This window comes from Proteus sp. FME41 (assembly GCF_014897315.1).
In the GTDB taxonomy this organism is placed as follows: domain Bacteria; phylum Pseudomonadota; class Gammaproteobacteria; order Enterobacterales; family Enterobacteriaceae; genus Proteus.
In genome coordinates this window covers 1-17,314 of the sequence record NZ_JABUYL010000019.1, presented here as the reverse complement: position 1 = coordinate 17,314, position 17,314 = coordinate 1, and the positions used below count along the sequence as shown (strand labels likewise).

Annotated in this window: 13 protein-coding genes and 1 rRNA gene; 12 read left to right on the top strand and 2 right to left on the bottom strand. The window is 38.1% G+C overall.

Annotation, left to right across the window (positions count from 1 at the left end; translation table 11 throughout):
- The first annotated feature begins 462 nt into the window (after window positions 1-462).
- The 8 genes from INT04_RS15460 (at window position 463) to emrB (ending at window position 10,034) form a co-directional block, all read left to right on the top strand.
- Window positions 463-1,098: a CDP-alcohol phosphatidyltransferase family protein gene (locus INT04_RS15460; protein WP_193016982.1), complete on the top strand. Its 636-nt coding sequence runs from the start codon at window positions 463-465 to the stop codon at window positions 1,096-1,098.
- Window positions 1,095-2,864 carry a bifunctional alpha/beta hydrolase/class I SAM-dependent methyltransferase gene (locus tag INT04_RS15455; RefSeq protein WP_193016981.1) on the top strand — a complete coding sequence of 590 codons (1,770 nt, stop codon included), beginning with the start codon at window positions 1,095-1,097 and terminating at the stop codon, window positions 2,862-2,864. The genes INT04_RS15460 and INT04_RS15455 overlap by 4 nt, the downstream gene beginning before the upstream one ends.
- Before the next feature lie 120 nt (window positions 2,865-2,984).
- Window positions 2,985-4,316 (top strand): phosphatase PAP2/dual specificity phosphatase family protein, encoded by a 1,332-nt coding sequence (locus INT04_RS15450; protein ID WP_193016980.1) that lies wholly within the window; start codon window positions 2,985-2,987, stop codon window positions 4,314-4,316.
- Between the two features lie 10 nt (window positions 4,317-4,326).
- Window positions 4,327-4,734: a hypothetical protein gene (locus INT04_RS15445; RefSeq protein WP_193016979.1), complete on the top strand. Its 408-nt coding sequence runs from the start codon at window positions 4,327-4,329 to the stop codon at window positions 4,732-4,734.
- A 167-nt stretch (window positions 4,735-4,901) separates the two neighbouring features.
- Window positions 4,902-6,110, top strand: a complete 1,209-nt coding sequence (locus tag INT04_RS15440) for an MFS transporter (protein WP_193017034.1) — start codon at window positions 4,902-4,904, stop codon at window positions 6,108-6,110.
- Between the two features lie 492 nt (window positions 6,111-6,602).
- Window positions 6,603-7,130, top strand: a complete 528-nt coding sequence (mprA, locus tag INT04_RS15435; protein ID WP_193016978.1) for a transcriptional repressor MprA — start codon at window positions 6,603-6,605, stop codon at window positions 7,128-7,130.
- A gap of 192 nt (window positions 7,131-7,322) precedes the next feature.
- A complete protein-coding gene (gene emrA / locus INT04_RS15430) occupies window positions 7,323-8,501 on the top strand; it encodes a multidrug efflux MFS transporter periplasmic adaptor subunit EmrA (RefSeq protein ID WP_193016977.1) in 1,179 nt (392 codons plus the stop codon).
- A 15-nt stretch (window positions 8,502-8,516) separates the two neighbouring features.
- On the top strand, window positions 8,517-10,034 hold the full coding sequence (gene emrB / locus INT04_RS15425) for a multidrug efflux MFS transporter permease subunit EmrB (RefSeq protein ID WP_193016976.1): 1,518 nt from the start codon (window positions 8,517-8,519) through the stop codon (window positions 10,032-10,034).
- 92 nt (window positions 10,035-10,126) lie between these two features.
- On the opposite strand, the gene INT04_RS15420 is transcribed toward emrB, so the two are convergent.
- Window positions 10,127-11,296, bottom strand: coding sequence for a tRNA/rRNA methyltransferase (locus tag INT04_RS15420; protein WP_193016975.1), 1,170 nt, complete (start codon window positions 11,294-11,296; stop codon window positions 10,127-10,129).
- Window positions 11,297-11,526: 230 nt separating this feature from the next.
- On the opposite strand from INT04_RS15420, the gene INT04_RS15415 reads away from it, so the two are divergent.
- From INT04_RS15415 to INT04_RS15400, 4 genes are all read left to right on the top strand, one after another.
- Complete coding sequence (locus tag INT04_RS15415; protein WP_193016974.1) at window positions 11,527-12,228, top strand: tRNA-uridine aminocarboxypropyltransferase; 702 nt, start codon at window positions 11,527-11,529, stop codon at window positions 12,226-12,228.
- A gap of 28 nt (window positions 12,229-12,256) precedes the next feature.
- A complete protein-coding gene (locus INT04_RS15410; RefSeq protein WP_193016973.1) occupies window positions 12,257-14,899 on the top strand; it encodes a bifunctional acetate--CoA ligase family protein/GNAT family N-acetyltransferase in 2,643 nt (880 codons plus the stop codon).
- 205 nt (window positions 14,900-15,104) lie between these two features.
- Window positions 15,105-16,463 carry a CDP-diacylglycerol--serine O-phosphatidyltransferase gene (gene pssA, locus INT04_RS15405; RefSeq protein ID WP_193017032.1) on the top strand — a complete coding sequence of 453 codons (1,359 nt, stop codon included), beginning with the start codon at window positions 15,105-15,107 and terminating at the stop codon, window positions 16,461-16,463.
- A 128-nt stretch (window positions 16,464-16,591) separates the two neighbouring features.
- Window positions 16,592-16,939 (top strand): YfiM family lipoprotein, encoded by a 348-nt coding sequence (locus INT04_RS15400; RefSeq protein ID WP_193016972.1) that lies wholly within the window; start codon window positions 16,592-16,594, stop codon window positions 16,937-16,939.
- Between the two features lie 134 nt (window positions 16,940-17,073).
- Here INT04_RS15400 and rrf read toward each other — a convergent pair.
- A 5S ribosomal RNA gene (rrf, locus tag INT04_RS15395) occupies window positions 17,074-17,189 on the bottom strand.
- Between the last annotated feature and the right edge of the window lie 125 nt (window positions 17,190-17,314).

The following is a 17,314-nucleotide window of genomic DNA, read 5'->3' as shown; positions in this document are numbered from 1 at the left end:
TCATTATCTAGTTTTTTTATGCTAATCATTCAATACAGATAACTACACTATTGATGCACACTTGTTAGTTTTATATTTTATCTAAAATAATATTTATAATAAATTAAACTAATTTCATCAGTTATTATAAGGAAATTAATACATTTACTTTTGTGTGGTCTTGTTTGCAACGCTAATCATAATTACGTACAAATCACTAAAGTAAACTTAATCATTTATAAAATAAAAAAACCAGACAAACACAGAACTGTCTGATAATGATCATTCTATATACCTCCATTTTTCTTTATTTAATAAGCTATCTAATTATTAATTCAAGTAAAATCTAAACTCTCTTTTTTGATTTGATTATTAAATAAATTAAATGATTAAAATAAAGATATTCAAGGAGATAAAAATAAGCTAATAATAAATTTAATCATACAAGATAATATTACGCACTTTTGAACACAAGGATGCGTCATGACAATTTATGACCTTAAACCCAAGTTTCAATCCCTTTTGCGCCCTTATACCAGCCGACTATTTGAAAAGGGGATCACTGCAAATCAGGTCACACTTTTTGCCTTATTGCTCTCTGTTGCGGTGGGAGGATTATTGTTATTCTTTTCTTCTCCTCGCTTATTTCTATTACTGCCGTTCGTCTTATTTTTTCGTATGGCGCTTAATGCTATCGATGGCATGCTTGCACGAGAATATAATCAAAAAAGTGCACTAGGCGCGATATTAAATGAAGCCAGCGACATCATTTCAGACATTGCGCTTTATCTCCCTTTTGTTTTTATTTTTCCCCAAGCCTATTGGTGGATCATGCTGGCACTTTTTTTAATGATAATGACTGAATTTTTAGGGGTGCTTGCGCAAACTATTCATGCTACGCGTCGTTATGATGGCCCAATGGGGAAAAGTGATAGAGCCTTTATTTTTGGTACTATCGCTTTTTTTATCGGATTATTTCCCGCCTTGGCACAATCAGAAAATACAGATTATCTTTTTATTATTATTAACTTATTACTTTTGTTGACTTGTTATCACCGAATTCGTCGCGCATTAAAAGAAGCAACGATGATAGATAAAGATAAGGATACATCGTTATGAATCAACAACCACAATATCAAACTCAAAGGAATATGATTGAGTCTGAATTTACCACCAGCGATAAAACACCGTTATATTATCGCCACTGGCCCGCTCAAATTACCACTGAGCCAAAAGCCATTATTCTATTTCACCGAGGCCATGAACATTCAGGCCGAGTCTCTCATCTTGTCGATGAACTCGACCTTCCTGATTTTTCGATGTTTGCATGGGATGCTCGTGGACATGGTAAAAATGAAGGGGCACGTGGCTATAGCCCCTCAATGGGAACATCCATAAAAGATATAGATGAATTTGTTCATTACATTTCATCTAACTATAATATTCCAATGGAAAATATTCTTGTTGTTGGTCAAAGTGTCGGGGCTGTTTTAGTCACCGGTTGGGTACACGATTATGCACCAAAAATTCGGGGTATGGTATTAGCGTCGCCAGCATTTAAAGTGAAGTTATATGTGCCTTTTGCACGTACAGGCCTGGCCTTAATGCAAAAGATACGCGGTCTTTTTTATGTAAATTCATATGTTAAAGCAAAATACTTAACCCATGATCAAAACCGCATTGACTCTTTTAATCAAGACTCGCTGATCACTCGCCCAATCGCCGTCAATATTTTATTAGCACTTTATAAAACCGCGGATCGGGTCGTTGAAGATGCCCATGCCATTACGTTACCGACACAATTATTTATTTCAGGTGAGGATCATGTGGTTCATGCCAAGCCACAACATCTTTTTTATGATCGTTTAAACACCTCTATCAAAGAAAAACATGTCTTACCGGGCTTTTATCACGATACATTAGGTGAGAAAGACAGAGCAATTCCTATCAATAAAATGCGTCGTTTTATTGAAACCTTATTTACACAGCCGTTTTATCAACATGACTATCAGTATGAAGATACATGGAGTCATAGCGCAGATGTTTATCGCTCATTACAAACACCTCTTCCTAAACTTTGTCCAAAAAGGCTTTATTACAACGTACTAAGCCGCTCAATGAGGACATTAGGTAAAGCGTCTGAAGGTGTTGCTCTGGGGTACGATAAAGGGTTTGATTCTGGCTCAACACTTGATTATGTTTATCGTAATCAACCGCAAGGAAAAGGATTATTTGGTCGTATTGTTGACCGACAATATTTAAATAGCATTGGTTGGCAAGGTATTCGTCAACGTAAAATTAATATTGAAAATACGATCCGTTATGCTATTCGTCAATTAACACACAATAATATGCCAGTGCATATTATGGATATTGCAGCAGGGCAAGGTCGCTATCTTTTTGATGCTGTTAATGATTATGGCAAAGTAGACTCTATTTTAATGCGTGACTATAGTCCCATTAACGTTGAACAAGGCCGTATTGCGATTAAAGATCGTCATTTAGAAGATAAAGTGCGTTTTGAAGAAGGTAATGCTTTTGATACTGAAAGTCTAAGTTCCGTTTCGCCTTCCCCAACTTTAGGTATTGTCAGTGGACTTTATGAATTATTCCCTGACAATCATCTACTAAAAGCATCTTTAAAAGGGTTATCACACGCTATTCCAAGTGGTGGATTGCTGATTTATACCTGCCAACCTTGGCATCCTCAACTTGAAATGATTGCCCGTGTATTACCAAGCCACCAAGATGGACAACCGTGGATCATGCGTTGTCGTAGTCAAGGTGAAATGGATGCGTTAGTCGATGAAGCGGGCTTTGAAAAGCTTGATCAACAGATTGATCACTGGGGTATTTTTAGTGTATCGATAGCAAAACGTCGCTAACAATAAAGGCGATAAAGGTAATCTATAAAAACTATCGCGGTATAGCAACATACCGCGATAGTTTTAAGCAGGCTGTGAAAATAGAAAATAAAAACCGAAAATAAAGAAAGGAATTTTAGTATGGGTGGAACCCAACGTACTCAAATCATATCATCAAAAAAAAGTATTTGGCTGGCAGGTGCTGCATGGTTATTGTTTCTTGCTCCTTTTTTCTATTTAACTTATATGCAAATCAATACTTACACAGCCACATTATCTGATGTTCCTTCTTTTGTTTATTCATGGGAAAAAGCAATTCCTTTTTTACCGTGGACAATCATTCCTTATTGGAGTGTGAATATTGCCTATGGTATTTCACTGCTTATTTGTACAACATTAAAAGAACAATTTATTCATGGGCTGCGTTTAATTGCTGCCTCTCTTATTGCCTGCACTGGTTTTTTATTATTTCCATTAAAATTTAGTTTTATTCGCCCAACAACAGACGGAGTTTCAGGCTGGTTATTTACCCAATTAGAAGGTTTTGATTTACCTTATAATCAGGCCCCTTCTTTGCACATTATCTTATTGTGGATAATTTGGTTACGTTTTCGTGCTCATACTCCAAAATCATGGCAATGGTTTTTAAATTTATGGTCGCTGTTAATTGCTATTTCTGTACTGACAACATGGCAACATCACTTTATTGATATTATTACGGGTTTTAGTGTTGGTGTGTTCATTTGTTATTTATTACCCATAAATTCACGTTGGAAATGGCATTTTACAGGCAGCAAACGCAGTTTACGTATTGCTAAAAACTATGCACTATCAGCGACTGTCTTCTATTTACTGGCATTTGGCTTACAAGGTTTCTTTTGGATTTTTCTCTGGCCTGCAATCACATTAACTTTTGTGATGTTGGGCTATTTAGGCGCTGGTGCTTCTATTTTTCAAAAAAACACACAAGGTGAAATTCCACTTTCTGCACAGATAATCCTATTACCTTATCGCTTCTTTGCATGGTGTACTTATCGTTATTATTTAAAACGGTGCCAAACACCGAGTTTAGTGGCTGAAGGTATTTTATTAGGTGGGCGCCCTCTTTATGAACTCAACGCCAATGCGGTATTTGATTTAACTTGTGAGTGGCCAAGAAACAAGTTTAGCCAAAGTCAGCTTTATTTAGCACAACCTCAAATCGATTTATTGCCGCTATCTCCTGACGATATCAGCAAAGCCATGTTGTCTATGGAACGACTTAGCCAAGTAGGTACTGTTTATATTCACTGCAAATTAGGCTATTCGCGCAGTGCAACCATTGCAGTTGCATGGTTAGTTTACAATGGCACAGTAGATACTTTGGAAGACGCAATAAAACAGGTGTATCAAACACGTCCTCAAGTGATTTTAAACCCTGAAACACGAGAAGCCTTACAAATTTGGTATTCATGTTTTCAGCAAAATAAATAACGAGACAACTATGCTAACAACAAAAACGAGCGGTAAAGTCATTGTATCTTTAACACAAAGTTGGCGTTATTTACTGTTTTTATCACTTTTTCCTTATTTGAGTACATGGCCTGTATTTAGCCTCCACTTTCATCATCAACTGGCGTTCCTTGTTGCTTCTTTTTTATTTTTATTTACCCAATATTTTCTTTTTCGTTTATGGCTTGATAGCCATTTTTTTCAGGCGCTGTATCGTTATCAAGACGATATCAGTTTTGATAAAAGCCTCTCTACACTCTTTCCTAAACGTCCCCAAAAACAGACTATGGAAGCCCGATGGCTAGGGACTAAACGTCTATTCTCATTTGCATTAATTGGGATTTTAATTCAATGGGCATGGAGTCTAGTGATTCTCTTTTTTACTCTTTTTAGTAATTAAAACACTAAATTAAAAAAATCATTTAGCATATAAAACAATATATTATAAAAATAAAATATAAGGATTTATGTCAAATTTATTGAATATCTCTATCACAGTAATTCTTTTCGCAAAAAAATGACTCATGTTACTATCATTTACCTTACAAATGATTTGTTATGAGTATTATGGAAAACACTGCACCACAAACATCACTCAGCAAAGGCCTTATTTTGCTTATGGCCGTTGCCACAGGTATGGTTGTTGCCAGCAACTACTACGCACAACCCCTGCTTGACTCAATTGCAAACTATTTCCACATATCTGCCACATTAGCGGGGTTTATTGTTACTACGGCACAATTAAGTTATGCCGTAGGGTTAATGTTATTAGTCCCTCTTGGTGATATTTTTGAACGTCGCGCTCTGATTATTACCATGACATTGATTTCAGCAAGTGGCCTATTAATTACCGCTATGGCATCTAATATTTGGGTGATGTTAATAGGTACTGCACTATCAGGTATGTTTTCCGTTGTCGCTCAAATTCTGGTTCCTTTTGCTGCCACATTAGCGGCACCTCATCAACGAGGAAAAGCGGTTGGTACGATTATGAGTGGCCTTTTACTGGGAATTTTACTGGCAAGAACGGCATCAGGGCTGATGGCATCGTTTACAAATTGGCAAGGTATCTTCTGGGTAGCAAGTGTTTTTTTGGCCATTTTAGCGGTTATTTTATGGCGCTGCTTACCTACCTATAAAAGCCAAACAGATTTAAATTATTTTCAATTATTGGGCTCTATTTTTAAATTATTTGCCACAACACCGGTATTAAGAACTCGCTCATTAATTGGTGCACTGATTTTTGCTCACTTTGGTTTGTTGTGGACATCAATGGCCTTTTTACTGGCATCTGACCCGTTTAACTACTCTGATGCTGTGATTGGTTTATTCGGTCTTGTAGGGGCTGCAGGTGCATTAATGGCCGGAAAAGCGGGTGTATTAGTCGATAAAGGGAAAGGTAAGAAAACCACCACAGCAGGATTAATTATCCTCCTTCTTTCTTGGGGTTTTATCATTATCGCACCTTATTATCACTGGATCGGGCTCATCAGCTTTATTATTGGTGTTGTCCTGCTAGACTTAGCTGTTCAGGGTGTTCATGTCACCAATCAGAGTACCATATACCGTATTTTACCTGATGCGAGAAACCGCCTTACTGCTGCGTATATGACAAGCTATTTTATTGGGGGCGCGTTGGGCTCTTTATTATCAGGTTATGCTTATCATCAATATGGATGGGTGGGCGTTTCTATTGCGGGCTTAGTTATTGGTGCTATCAGTCTTGTTGTTTGGTTCTTAGGTTATAAAAATGATCCAATAATTCACGCTGAATAATTTTCATACCCAAGGATGGGTTATATTATACCTTCAACCCCGCTCTAATCAGAATAAAATATGAATGTTTTAACAGCGTGATTACTATTGATGTATATCATCATCCCATTCTTTATTAAGAAAATTATATCAATCTTTCCAATAAAGCATTATGTAATTAATTTAAACTCAGTATTATTACCATGGCAATCATTAGCTATGAAAATAAATTTATTACGTGTTTTGTCGTAAAAAACGATCCCTTTTTTCGCAAATAGACTACTATTTATTGTCAGATAAGTGGTAAATTGATTTTATTAACTTATTGTAAAGAGATAAGCACCTATCCTTTTTTTTATGTTATCATTCGGAAAATTTATGAATCAGGTAACATAATCAAAAAAATAAAGTGACTATAAATAATAAAAATTGCTAAATTGTGTGTTTAATATACCATTTAACATGTTGATAACAGCGTTATCCTAATTTTCGAAACTAACAAGGTGTCTAAAAATGGAAAGCTCATTTACGCCAACAGAAGAATTACTAAACACTCGCGCTACACAACAGAAATCGCTTAACAAAGATATTCCCTATCAAGAAATTTTGTTAACTCGCCTTTCTATGCATGTTCAAAGCAAACTTCTTGAAAGCCGTAATAATATGTTGAAGTCTCAGGGTATTAACGAGACATTATTTATGGCACTAATGATTTTAGATACGACAGAGAATCGGAGTATTCAACCTTCAGAGCTAAGTGCTGCATTGGGATCTTCAAGAACAAATGCAACACGTATTGCTGATGAACTTGAAAAACAAGGCTGGATTGAGCGTCGTGAAAGTCATAATGACCGTCGTTGTTTGCATCTCCATTTAACGGATGCGGGCGAAGAGTTTTTAAATAGCTTATTACCACCACAGCATCAATGCCTAAAACAAATCTGGTCTATTCTAGAACAATCTGAACAAAAGCAGCTTGAAACACTAATGCGTAAGTTACTATTACAATTAGATACTTTGGCTGAAAAAGGCTGTGAATAAGTCGTATAATAAATAGTTTTATTGATCTAATCCTATTTACGCCATAAATCGGCAAACATACTTACCCATTAGCACTTATAATTTACCTTCACGCTAATAATTATTCTAAGATTGACTTTATAATTATGTTTCCAGTTTCAATACTGGAAACATATCTAATGATGTTTGTCTGGTTTTATGGAGATCTTCTAAATGAGTGTTAATGAGGAAAATACCCCCCCTCAGGCTCCCATTCGCAATAAAAAACGAACTCGCCGAAATGTGCTATTGCTACTGACTATTCTATTTATTCTTGCGGGTGCCGCTTACACTGCTTATTGGTTTATGGTGTTAAGACATCATCAAACCACCGATAATGCCTATGTAACGGGTAATCAAATAATGGTTATGCCTCAAATATCTGGTTCGGTCACAACCGTTTACGTTGATAATACAGATTATGTAAAAGCAGGAGAACCATTAGTCCAATTGGATTCAAGTGATGAAGAATTGGCATTAGAAAAAGCAAAAACGACATTGGCTAATAGTGTTCGGCAAATGCATCAGCAAATTATTAATGGACGCCAATTAAAAGCGAATATTATATTGCGTGAAACTGAGCTAACCAAACTACAAAACGATCTTCGTCGCCGTGAAGTATTAGGTGAACGTAACGTTATTGGTAAAGAAGAGCTTCAACATGCAAGAGAAGCCGTGACTACAGCAAAAGCTGCTTTGACCGTTGCTAAAGAGCAATATAATGCAAATCAAGCCATTATTTTAAATACACCAATTGCTCAACAGCCCTCTATTTTACAAGCATCCACTGATGTTCGTAATGCATGGTTGGCATTAGGGAGAACTAAAATTCTAAGCCCAACTGACGGTTATGTTTCACGCCGTAGTGTACAAGTTGGTGCTCAAGTTTCTCCGGGTAAACCTTTAATGGCTGTAGTCCCAGCAACAGGCATGTGGATCGATGCTAACTTCAAAGAAACCCAACTGGCTAATATGCGTATTGGTCAACCTGCAAAAATTACTACTGATTTCTACGGTAAAAAAGTCATTTATCATGGCACTGTATTAGGTTTAGATATGGGAACCGGTAGTGCATTCTCATTACTACCCGCACAAAATGCGAGTGGTAACTGGATAAAAGTAGTTCAACGCTTACCTGTTCGTATTTCATTAGATGCAAAAGAGTTAGCAGAAAAACCACTGCGTATTGGCCTTTCTACTGAAGTCACTATTGATACTGTTAACCTTGATGGACGCGTATTATCACAAAGTGAACGCCAAGCACCTGCTTATCATACTGATGCTCTAACCATTGATATGTCAGAAATTAATAAATTGATCAATGAAATTATTGAGCAAAATGCAGGACAATAAAGGCGAGGTGTAAAGGTGATCAAAGAGCCATTACAAGGAGGAAGACTTGCCATAATGACCATCGCGCTTGCGTTGGCAACCTTTATGCAAGTTCTCGATTCTACAATCGCTAACGTCGCTATTCCAACCATTGCGGGAAACCTAGGTGCTTCTAACTCACAGGGAACTTGGGTGATTACCTCTTTTGGGGTGGCAAATGCGATTTCTATTCCTATTACAGGCTGGTTGGCAAAACGCATTGGTGAAGTTCGACTCTTTATGTGGTCAACAGCGCTTTTTGCATTAACTTCTTGGCTTTGTGGTATTTCACAAAGTCTTGAGATGCTGATTTTCTTTCGTGTACTTCAAGGGTTAGTCGCTGGGCCACTGATCCCTTTGTCACAAAGTTTATTATTGAATAACTATCCCCCCGCCAAACGAAATATGGCGCTTGCTTTATGGTCAGTGACTATTGTTGTCGCACCTATTTTAGGACCTATTTTAGGTGGCTACATCAGTGATAATTATCACTGGGGATGGATATTCTTTATTAACGTTCCATTTGGTGTATTGATTATAATGTGTATATCAAACACCTTGGCTGGCCGCGAAACAAAAACTGAAATTAAACCCATTGATACGATTGGTCTTATCTTATTAGTAGTTGGTATCGGTGCTTTACAAATCATGCTTGATCAAGGTAAAGAGCTTGATTGGTTTAACTCGACAGAAATTATTGTGCTCACAATTGTGGCAGTTGTGGCTATCAGCTTCCTAATTGTGTGGGAGCTAACAGACGATCACCCAGTCATAGACCTTTCTCTCTTTAAAAGCCGAAACTTTACCATTGGTTGTGTCACACTCAGTCTCGCCTATATGATTTATTTTGGGACGATTGTTTTGCTGCCTCTGCTTTTACAAGAGGTCTTTGGTTATACCGCAACCTGGGCTGGGTTAGCCTCTGCATCTGTAGGCTTATTACCTTTAATTATCACACCGATTATTGGTAAGTTTGGAGGAAAAGTTGATTTACGCTATATCATCAGCTTTAGCTTTGTTATGTTTGCAGTCTGTTTTTACTGGCGTGCTTATACCTTCGAACCAGGAATGGATTTTGCCACTGTAGCATGGCCTCAATTCTGGCAGGGTTTAGCGGTTGCGTGTTTCTTTATGCCACTAACCACGATGACATTATCTGGACTACCTCCAGAAAAAATGGCATCAGCCTCGAGCTTATCGAACTTTTTAAGAACATTAGCAGGGGCAATTGGTGCGTCGTTAACCACGACAATCTGGACACAAAGAGAATCACTGCATCATGAAACCTTGGTAGAAAAAATTAATCCTTTTGATCCCGATTCTCAAATGGCATTTCAGCAAATGAATGAATTAGGTCTTTCAAATGAACAGGCATCGGCTTATTTAGCGAAATCTATTACAGAGCAAGGACTCATTATTTCAGCCAATGAGATTTTCTGGTTAGCTGCAGGTATTTTTCTTGTCATGATGATCGTAGTTTGGTTTGCTAAACCGCCGTTCTCTCCAGGAAAATAATGCCATTAATGTAGGCCTTATATAGAAAAATCCCGCTTAAATCATCATGACTAAGCGGGATTTTTTTATCATTCTTTAAAGCTATAAAGCGATTAGCCTTGGTGCTGACGCCACCATTCTGCTAATAATACACCTGAAGCGACAGAAACGTTTAAGCTCTCAACGTGCCCTGTACCACCGATGTAAATGCTCAGATCACCTTGATTTAACGTGCTTTCGCTTAAGCCATCTTTTTCTTGGCCTAAGATAAGGACCATTTTTGCAGGTAATTGTGCTTTTGATAATGGCACACTACCTTTGTGACTTGATGTAGCCACCAGCGTATAACCCGCGTTTTTAAATTTATCTAAGGTTTGTGCAAAGTTATCAGCATCAATACCTTGGATATATTCTGCACCACCTTCAGCGGTACGAACTGCCGCACCTGATTCTAATACCGCAGAATCAGGTGAGATAACCCCTTTTACGCCAAAGTGTGCACAGCTACGCATAATGGCACCAACGTTATGTGGATTACCCACATCTTCAAGTGCTAATACACAATCATGCTCAGGAGCATCTTTTAGATACGTTTCAGCGTCATGGCCTGCACGTTTTTTAATTAAGAAGCACACGCCACCGTGGTGATCAGTACGAGCGGCTTTAACCATCTCTTCTTCTTCAACCACGTGATAAGCTTTACGATTCGCCGCCATCCATTTTAATGCATCACGGAAACGAGGTGTAACGTCTTGTAAAAACCAAGCTCGTACAATGGCATCAGGGCGGTTTTTAAACATCGCCTGACATGCATTTTCACCATAAATGCGCGTTTCTTCTAAGCGTTGGCGACGAAGTTGTTCAGGATCTATCTGACTTTTACCTGTAATACCATCGTGTTCTTTTATTGCTTCTTCGCCAGCTGGGCGAGAAACTGTCTTCCATGGAGAAAAACTTCCGCCATCATTATCGCGATCGTGCGAAGATGTTGATTCATTACGTGATGGACCTCGTCCTGCGGGTTTACCTGCACCACGGTCATCACGACGAGAAAATTTGTTGTCACCACGTCTGTTATCGCGATTTTTATCGTCGCGGTTATCACCACGTCTATTATCACGATTTTTATCGTCACGGTTATCGCCGCGTCTGTTGTCACGGCTATCACCACGACCATTTTCTGGACGACGGGATGGTTTTTTAGGTTTATTATCGGCATTGTCCTCACTACGGACATACATGACTTTTACTTTGCCGTTTTTACCTTCATAAGAATCGTTCATTTGTCTCTCCAACTGCAATAGGGGCGCAGATTACATGATAGTTTAGCAACTGTCACCGAGAGAATCACGCACAGGAATAGATAAACTAATCAGGATCAAATGATAATTAAATTCATCACAGATATCAGTGATATATCAAGCTGATTTTTATCATAAAAAAGCACTGAATAGTTTGTTTGTTTTTAACATGATAAGATCCGCTTCTTTTTATTTGTGTTGGTTTATTTGTTATGCATGACAATGCGGTCTCTCAACTTCGTCAATATCGACTTTCTATGTCAACTCGCCCTTTTAAGGCTAGAGGGTTTAGAACTAAACGCTGTAACTTCTGCTTATTACCAGAAAAACAGTGTCTTTGTGATACCATCGTCGCTCAACCCGCTAAAAGCCAATTTTGCTTGATGATGTATGACACGGAAGTGATGAAACCCAGTAATACAGGAAAATTAATTGCTGATGTCTTACCCGATACCTTAGCGTTTTTATGGTCTCGTACCGAACCTGAACAAGCCTTAATCGACGCAATTAATACGCCTAATCGGCAAGCTTATGTTGTTTTTCCTGAAAGCTATGCTTCAAGTGAACGGATTATTTATAATCAACTTCCGACTAATAGCAAACCGCCACTATTTATCCTCCTTGATGGTACATGGAGTGAAGCTCGCAAGATGTTTCGTAAAAGCCCCTACCTTGATTCATTACCTATTTTTTCTTTAAATGAAGCGAGCAAATGTGAGTATCTACTTCGCCAAGCAGCAAGAGAAGATCAACACTGCACAGCAGAGGTTGCTGCCTCTATTTTAGAAAATGTGGGAGATACTCAAGCTTCACAACAACTTTTTTCTCACTTTAGTTACTTTCGTCAACAATATTTAATTGGAAAACCAGACCGCCGTCAGGCAAAAGATGAGCAAATCAGCTACATTGAATAAAAGTTGATAATAAAACTCAGGAGTGAGTATGAGCCAACGAGGTCTTGAAGCACTGTTACGTCCTAAATCTATTGCGGTTATTGGTGCCTCTGAAAAATTAGGTCGAGCAGGAACCATCATGATGAAAAACTTGCTCAGTGGTGGATTTAACGGCCCAGTGTTTCCGATTAATCCCTCTCGTGGTTCTGTCTCTGGTGTTTTTGCTTATTCATCTATTGATAAATTACCTCAAATACCGGATTTAGCCATTATTTGTACCCATCATCACCGTAATCTTGAGTTATTAACACAATTAGGTGAATTCGGTTGCAAGGCAGTTATTGTACTTTCAGCACAGCCAGAACAATTTCAACCAATAAAATTACTCTGTCAGCAATATCATATCCGTCTGCTAGGCCCTAACAGCTTGGGGCTTTTAGCTCCGTGGCAAGGTTTAAATGCAAGTTTCTCCCCTCTTCCTGTTAAAAAAGGGAAACTAGCCTTTATTTCACAATCAGCCGCCGTTGCTAATACTATTTTAGATTGGGCTTATTATCGCAATATTGGTTTTTCTTATTTTGTCGCTTTAGGCGATAACCAAGATATTCAAGTGGATGACTTACTGGATTTTCTGGCAAGAGACAGTAAAACCAGTGCAATTTTATTGCATTTAGAGCACATAAAAGATGCACGACGTTTTATGTCCGCCTCTCGTAGTGCTTCACGTAATAAACCTATTTTAGTGATAAAAAGTGGTCGTACTCAAAAGGCTCAACTACTATTGGGTGATACCCCCAGTTATGACGTTGCTTATGATGCGGCTTTTCAGCGTGCAGGCTTATTGCGTGTACAAGATACACATGAAATGTTTTCCGCCGTTGAAACCTTAAGCTACATGACGCCCTTAAAAGGCGAAAGATTGATGATTATAAGTAATGGCTCTGCACCTGCCGCAATGGCGATAGATGAGTTATTTTTGCATTCAGGAAAGCTGGCACAACTCACTGATGACACACAACAAAAGCTTCATCATGTTATTCAAGAAAAAAACACGCTTCGTAACCCTTTAAATTTAGGGGATGATACAACCGTTGATCGCTATATCGCGGCATTAAATTGCTTATTAGATAGCCATGATCATGACGCCTTACTACTCATACACACGCCAAGCGCTATTGCCCCCAGTATTGAAACCGCACAACGAGTCATAGATACCATTAATCATCATCCAAGACGAAAATGGCTTACGGTTTTTACTAACTGGGGGGGAGAATATTCATCTCAGCAATCACGAAAATTATTTAGTGAAGCCGGTATTCCCACTTATCGCACACCCGAAGGTGCTGTTACTGCATTTATGCATATGGTGGAATATCGTCGAAATCAAAAACAATTAAAAGAAACCCCCGCATTGCCTTTAGATATCAAAATGAATACTCAACAGGCACATCGTTGTATCGAAGAGGCACTACAGAATAAGCAATATCGATTAGATACACACCAAGTACAGCCTATTATGGAGGCTTATGGTTTCAATACCCTACCTACGTGGATTGCGCATAATGCACAAGAAGCCGTGAGTATAGCTGAAAAAATTGGCTACCCTGTTGCACTAAAATTGCGTTCTCCTGATATTCCCCATAAATCCGAAGTGCAAGGTGTTATGCTTTACTTACGAGATAGCACCGAAGTGTCATCTGCCGCTCATGCCATTATTGAACGAGTCACAGAGCTCTATCCTCAAGCACAAATTCAAGGTTTATTAGTGCAAAGTATGGCTAATCGAGCGGGTTCTCAAGAATTGCGAGTTGCGATAGAGCAAGATCCTATCTTTGGCCCATTGATTCTATTAGGTGAAGGCGGTGTTGAGTGGCAAATTGAAACCAAGGCCGCCGTTGCTTTACCGCCTCTGAATATGGCACTTGCTCGCTATTTAGTCATTAACGCCATTAAAAGTGGAAAAATTCAGCCACGGAGTGCTTTACAACCGCTTAATATTTTAAGCTTAAGTCACTTTTTGGTACAGGTTTCTCACTTACTTTTAGACTGCCCCCAAATTGTAAGATTAGATATTCATCCATTACTGGCTTCTGGTAATGATTTTACATTATTAGATGTCGCAATGGAGTTAGCGCCACTGCAAGGCGATCCTCATCAAAGGCTCTCTATCCGCCCTTATCCAAATGAGTTAGAAGAGACATTTTTCTTGAGAGATAGTAATCCTTGCTTTATTCGCCCTATTTTGCCTGAAGACGAACCACTGCTGAAAACGTTTATCAACCAAGTCACAAAAGAAGATCTTTATTATCGCTATTTTAGTGAGATCAGTGAATTCACTCATGACGATCTCGCGAATATGACCCAAATTGACTACGATCGAGAAATGGCATTTGTCGCAATTAGAAATCCTGAAGATCATCCAGAAATCATTGGTGTAGCGCGGGCAATGGCAGATCCCGATAATCAACATGCTGAGTTTGCAATTCTTGTACGTTCTGATTTAAAAGGAAATACCTTAGGCCATCAACTTATGACTAAACTTATCAACTATACTAGAGAACATGGCATTAAACGTTTAACCGCGATAACCATGCCTGAAAACCGTAATATGATAAGTTTGGCAAAAAAATTAGGGTTTTCTGTTGAAGTACAGTTTGATGAAGGAATAGTGAATCTTGACTTACTTCTTTAATCATCAAAAGATGTGTAAGTGCTATAATCATAAGAGAAAGTTTCGTTGTGTGATTATTCACACATCCTTTGATAAATTAGCTATATATGATGATTTTATACGTACATCCCATATAACTAATGTTATGATCGGTAGATCGGTTAAAGAAAATCTACATGGACGATGGCTCCATCTGCCATCATAAACAAGAGAATTAAGCACTGTGATGTTGTCTAAACTAAAACTTGCTAAGCATCAACAACACCTTGCACAACTGCCTAAATTAGCTCAGTCAGTTGCTGATGTTGAAACGCTTTATCAAACATCCGCGTTTCGCAGCACCTTATTGAAATATATCGCTCAAGCAAAAAAAGAGATCTTTATTACCGCTCTTTATTTAGAGCACGATGAGGCTGGTGAAGAGATCCTTGATGCGCTTTACACCGCAAAACAACAACGTCCTGAATTATCCATTACCGTTATTGTTGATTGGCACCGCGCTCAACGTGGGCGTATTGGTGTCTCGGCTGATGCCACAAATGCAGATTGGTACTACCATGTTGCACAGCAACATCCTAATGTTGAAGTCCCTATTTATGGGATCCCTGTCAATACCCGTGAAGCACTTGGTGTATTACATCTTAAAGGCTTTATCTTTGATGATACGGTTATTTATAGTGGTGCAAGTATTAATAATGTGTATTTGCATAAACTTGATAAATATCGTTATGACCGGTATCACATTATTCAAAATAGCGAATTAGCAACCACAATGAAGCAATTTATTGTGAGTGACCTTCTGCAATCTGAAGCAATTCAACGTCTTGATATCAAAGACAGAGTACGTTGTGCTGAAATAAAAAACTGTATTCGTCAATTCCGTTTTAATTTACGCACACGCGATGGCTATGATATAAAAACCAATGCGACTAATCATGAATTAGCTGTAACACCTTTAGTCGGGTTAGGTAAGAAAAATATCTTAAACAAGACTATTTCTCACCTTATGGCATCCACTGAAGAAAAATTGGTTATTTGCACCCCCTATTTTAATTTACCTGCGATCCTTGTACGTCAAATCAGTCATTTATTAAGAAATGGCAAACAAGTCGAAATTATTATTGGGGATAAAACAGCTAATGACTTCTATATTCCACCTGAAGAGCCATTTAAAATTATTGGTGCCCTGCCATATCTTTATGAAATCAACTTACGGAAATTTACCCAACGTTTTCAACGTTTTATTGATAGTGACCAATTAACAATAAGACTTTGGAAAGACAGTGATAATACCTATCACTTAAAAGGTATGTGGGTTGACGATAGCTGGCAGTTAATTACAGGTAATAATCTTAATCCACGTGCATGGGGATTAGATTTAGAAAACGCAATATTAATTCATGATCCTAAACATGAATTACATGAGCAACGGCATAACGAGTTAGCGTGCATTCGCCAGAACACACTTGTTGTAAAACATTATCAAGATCTGGAAAGTATTAAACTTTATCCTATTAAAGTGAAAAAATTAATCAAACGATTACGACGTATTCGTGTTGATAGATTAATTAGCCGCATACTTTAACGCTAACACTTCTCGCCTCAAAGCCTTACTTAAATATCAGTAAGGCTTTTTTGTATTTATAATCATCTTCTATACTCTACATATCTTATTTATGATCATAAATTCTTCGTGGTAAGGCTTTTATTTTTATGAAACCAAAGCTCAAATATGGTTCTGTGATTATTTTATTCTCAATAATGGCTTTAACCGGTTGCCAATCGTTTCATTTTGCCAATGACAATTGGCGAGGAAAAGATAAAGCTCAACATTTCTTATTTTCTATGGTGGCATCAGCCGGTGCAAATGCTTATGCAGATCATCAAAACTATGGCTACAAAGAAGGGTTATTAATAGGCTTGTCTTTCTCTATTAGTTTAGGGGCTGCTAAAGAGCTTTATGACAGTAGGCCAGAAGGCACTGGCTGGAGTTGGCATGATTTCACTTATGATATCGCAGGAGCGATGGCGGGCTCTTTACTTTATCAGCAATTAAAATAGCAATTATTCAAGTATTAATACTTAGTGAATTTAAATCAGATAACTGTATTTTTATAGATTATTTTTCAAAAACATTAAATATCACAAACGCAAAAAAGCCAACCCATTGGGTTGGCTTTCTCATCTTATTTAATGCCTGGCAGTTCCCTACTCTCACATGGGGAGACCCCACACTACCATCGGCGCTACAACGTTTCACTTCTGAGTTCGGCATGGAGTCAGGTGGGTCCGCTGCGCTATGGCCGCCAAGCAAATTCTGTTTATTACCCGTTATCTCGTATTCCTACTCCATAACCAGTAATTTCAATCTTTAACAAGCCTACTTCATCTACTCTTTGTCTCTCAGACAAAACACCTTCGGTGTTGTCAGGTTAA